The sequence below is a fragment of the Cellulophaga sp. BC115SP genome (assembly GCF_009905545.1).
Taxonomy (GTDB): domain Bacteria; phylum Bacteroidota; class Bacteroidia; order Cytophagales; family Spirosomataceae; genus Flectobacillus; species Flectobacillus rivi.
Map to the genome: position 1 here is coordinate 1 of NZ_JAAALB010000108.1, position 3,368 is coordinate 3,368.

At 36.0% G+C, this 3,368-nt stretch carries 4 protein-coding genes; all 4 read right to left on the reverse strand.

What is annotated here, in order from left to right; genetic code table 11:
• Positions 1-99: 99 nt before the first annotated feature.
• The 4 genes from GVN22_RS26890 to GVN22_RS26905 all read right to left on the reverse strand — a co-directional run bounded on the left by GVN22_RS26890 (position 100) and on the right by GVN22_RS26905 (position 3,233).
• Positions 100-486, reverse strand: coding sequence for a hypothetical protein (locus GVN22_RS26890; protein WP_166554095.1), 387 nt, complete (start codon positions 484-486; stop codon positions 100-102).
• Positions 422-829 (reverse strand): hypothetical protein, encoded by a 408-nt coding sequence (locus GVN22_RS26895; protein ID WP_166554096.1) that lies wholly within the window; start codon positions 827-829, stop codon positions 422-424. The genes GVN22_RS26890 and GVN22_RS26895 overlap by 65 nt, the downstream gene beginning before the upstream one ends.
• Positions 830-982: 153 nt before the next feature.
• Positions 983-2,557, reverse strand: coding sequence for a P-loop NTPase fold protein (locus GVN22_RS26900; protein ID WP_166554097.1), 1,575 nt, complete (start codon positions 2,555-2,557; stop codon positions 983-985).
• Positions 2,558-2,732: 175 nt separating this feature from the next.
• Entirely contained in the window at positions 2,733-3,233 is a 501-nt protein-coding gene (locus GVN22_RS26905; RefSeq protein ID WP_166554098.1) for a hypothetical protein, read from the reverse strand.
• Between the last annotated feature and the right edge of the window lie 135 nt (positions 3,234-3,368).

Genomic DNA, 3,368 nt, shown 5'->3' on the forward strand with positions numbered 1-3,368 from the left:
TCGCCGTTTGATGGTACGTTTAACACTCATGGTCTTGAGGGTTGCCCCTCGTGCTTTGTTTACCCAAAATTGCTACACCATGCGCACCCACAAAAGGACTCATTTTAAAGCAAAATAAATACCCACTGCCGCGGCTATTCGCCAGCACCAATTTTCGGTTTTGCTGTTCTTCAATCTTGCTTTACTGTCGTTGAGCTTTATTGAAATGTCTGTAGCAGTTTTGGACAATGTGAGTTTATCCAACACACAAGTTTGGGCATCCTGTGTGGCCCGATAATAATCCAGCTTCCAGCGGTTGACCTCCAGTGATAAAACTTTGTTATTGGCTTTTACAAAAGTGAAGCGTGTGAGGCTATCCAAAATAGCTGGAGCATTATCATAAAACAGTTTGACCACGGCGCTACTGTCTGGAAATAACACCTCACTGGTTTCTAACTTCTGTTTTGGATGAGCTGGTAATGTACTTGTTGATTGCCCGAATAGCATCGAGCTTGGATAGGCGAGCATTACTGCGCAAAGAATCGTTCTCATGATGTAGAATAATTACACGATTCAATGAGTCAATTTGAGCCTGTTGTTTGTGGAGCTTTTCCTGAAAGTTGAGTGAATCTAACTTTCGTTGAGTTGTCAGCGCAATACTCAATAAACGAATATTGGTATCATCCTCTATTTTGAATGGCTTGAGTATTACCCAAACCAATACAGAAACGAGAATTGATACCAATACCTCTTGTAAAATACGCTTGTAGTCAAATAATGCGGTGCGGATGGCCGCCCCAGAGTCCTTTACCCCCTTCAACACGCCGAGAATCGATTGAATCCAGTTCATTGTTTTTTTTGGGAGGTAAAATTCACTATGTGAACGTATAATTCGCAGGACTTACTTTTAATTTAGAAATGTATCCCTTTTTTAACTTTTAATCTATATTATTTGGGGGAACTTTACAATAATCTCAAAATTGAATACTCATCAGAACATCGATTAAAGATCAATAAAACTCATTTTAATTAATTCCCAAACATTTATGCTTGCAGATTTTACTCCTGAATTATACGACAAGGCAAACCTTTTTTTATGGAAACTTGGTTGATATGTGAAAGTAAAAGAATAAGTTTGATACCTCATGTTACCACTTTCAAAAAATGAATCCACATGATAGCTACTGTTTACATATTTTGAATATTTATTTTTAAATTCATCATTTTTATAATAAAGATTAAAAGCTACAGCACTACAAACAAATGCATCTTGATCAGTGGTATCTCGGATGATTATTTCTAAACTAACAGGAACATTATTTACGTGTATATCACTTAATAAACCAATATTATTTCTAAACATCTGTTTAAAATATCTTGACAATGAGTAATATACAAGGTCCAAATCAGAAATTAAAGGTTCATCCTCTTTGTTCAAGTGTATTTCAATTTCTTTTGAATTGATAATAGAATATAGACTTCTCAGTACGCTATTAGGTCTTTTAATCAGAATGTTAATAATGTATGGTAATATAATATTTTTCATTTCATTTGCTTTATCCTCAACTTGAGGATTCTTGCATAACTCAGAACTTATTTTAAGTTTTGGAATTAGATTTTCAATCTTTTCTTTATCTATGTAATCTAAACTTTTAAAGTTATATTCTTCTTTTGAGTAATATTTAGAGAAATATCCATTGAAATCTGCTTTTACACCGTATCGATGGTTAAAAATTGACCGAATATTATTTATATCTCCCACAGTAATTATCTTATCAAATCCAAATTTATTTTGATATCGATAAAATCTACTAACATTGGACTCCACAAAATGATTACCAAATACGTTCAAAATCCTAAACAAATGATCGGGATCAAGACGATCCATGTCGTCTATTAATAATATAACTTCTTTTTGATTTTCAGATTCGGTTTGCAATTTCCCTATTGATTCACTGATTATTCGACTGATAGGATCTTCAAAGCTATATTCTGGATGTTCAGTAAGCACTCTATTCAAATATTCGTTACTTTCCAAAGTATCATCTTTCAATGTATCCTTTTTAAATTTTTCATATTCTTTAAATGCGTCAGAGAGAACCGTAAGTATTTTAGTTGTACCCAATTTAGTGACAGGGTCAACGACTGCAACTTCATTAAAAATACTAAAGACATCAGTCAGTAAGCTTGCTTTTCTTTGATTGATAAATTCAGATATGAAAAACTGTATTTTCAAAAGCTCCTTGATTTCTGGCGACTTTTCTACAGTATGAGAATAATTAGAAAGGATATGAAATAAAATATCAAATTTAATGAGCTCAAAAATATCTCTATTTGAGGCTGTTGAATAACTGACTGGATATAGCTTAATGACTATATACTTTTCTTTGTTAGCCTCAAAAAACTCGTTTAAGAAGTAAGTTTTCCCAGATCCAAACTTGGCTGAAAAGAATACTCTAAGATTGTTTTCGATTTGTAGGTGACTTTCAAATTGATTGAAAAGTATTTCAACTGGAATGTGAAACCTATTTCTCAATAACTCATTACTTTCGGATTGGATTACTAATTCGTCTGACATGGGTTTGTAGATTACAGAACTTATTAAAGTTAGAATAGCTAAAGTTCAAACTTAGTAAAATTCCAGTAATCTACAAGCTCAATAAATAGTGATAATTGATGTTATTTACCTAAAATATCTATCACCTCAAATATCCTCCAAACCACCTGTGGAACTATAGCATTGCCGTAGGCTTTTATGGATTCTTCTCTCCAGTAGTTAAATGTTGATTTTCGGGTTTTTCTTCCTTGTAGAAGGGTCTCTCTGTCCAGTCTGCTGGAAAACCCATCATTTCGGCCACAAACCGGGGATTGAGTTGGGAAGGTTGCCCAGTGACTTGATAAGCCCTTTTTTGTAGTGAGTCCTGGTTCATTTTGCCCGTGTTCTTGGCAGGGTTGTCCGACGCCGTTGGCGTGGGTAGAAAGGATACTACTATTTGGGCTAGTGCTTCTTCCAAGTTCCCCTTGTTGCGGTTGGCCAACTTCACACTGTTTAAATTGATATTGGTAGCTTTGTTGGTTCGGGGTGTCGGGAGCATTCCGTAAAACATCACCGCATCCAAAATGCTGTTGGGTCTGGCTTCGCCATTCACTCGACTGTTGAGCGATGTTGCTCCAGCTTTCACCAACTCCAGTACTCGTTCGGGGTGATCTCGTTGTACAGCCGTCGGCGTAGGTAATAATCCGTTTTCTATCACATCCCTGAGCTTGAGCCCCCACCTGATTCCATCCTTGTTCTGCCTGAAAAACGTCCCGTTCTCGAATTGTGGATTCTCTACCTTCGCCCCTATTGTTTCGCTGGCTCTTGGCGTGGGCAACAAACCAAACTCGAT

Coding starts and splice junctions, on each gene's coding strand:
- GVN22_RS26890 (WP_166554095.1), bottom strand. CDS start 486: ATGCTATTCGGGCAATCAACAAGTACATTACCAGCTCATCCAAAACAG.
- GVN22_RS26895 (WP_166554096.1), bottom strand. CDS start 829: ATGAACTGGATTCAATCGATTCTCGGCGTGTTGAAGGGGGTAAAGGAC.
- GVN22_RS26900 (WP_166554097.1), bottom strand. CDS start 2,557: ATGTCAGACGAATTAGTAATCCAATCCGAAAGTAATGAGTTATTGAGA.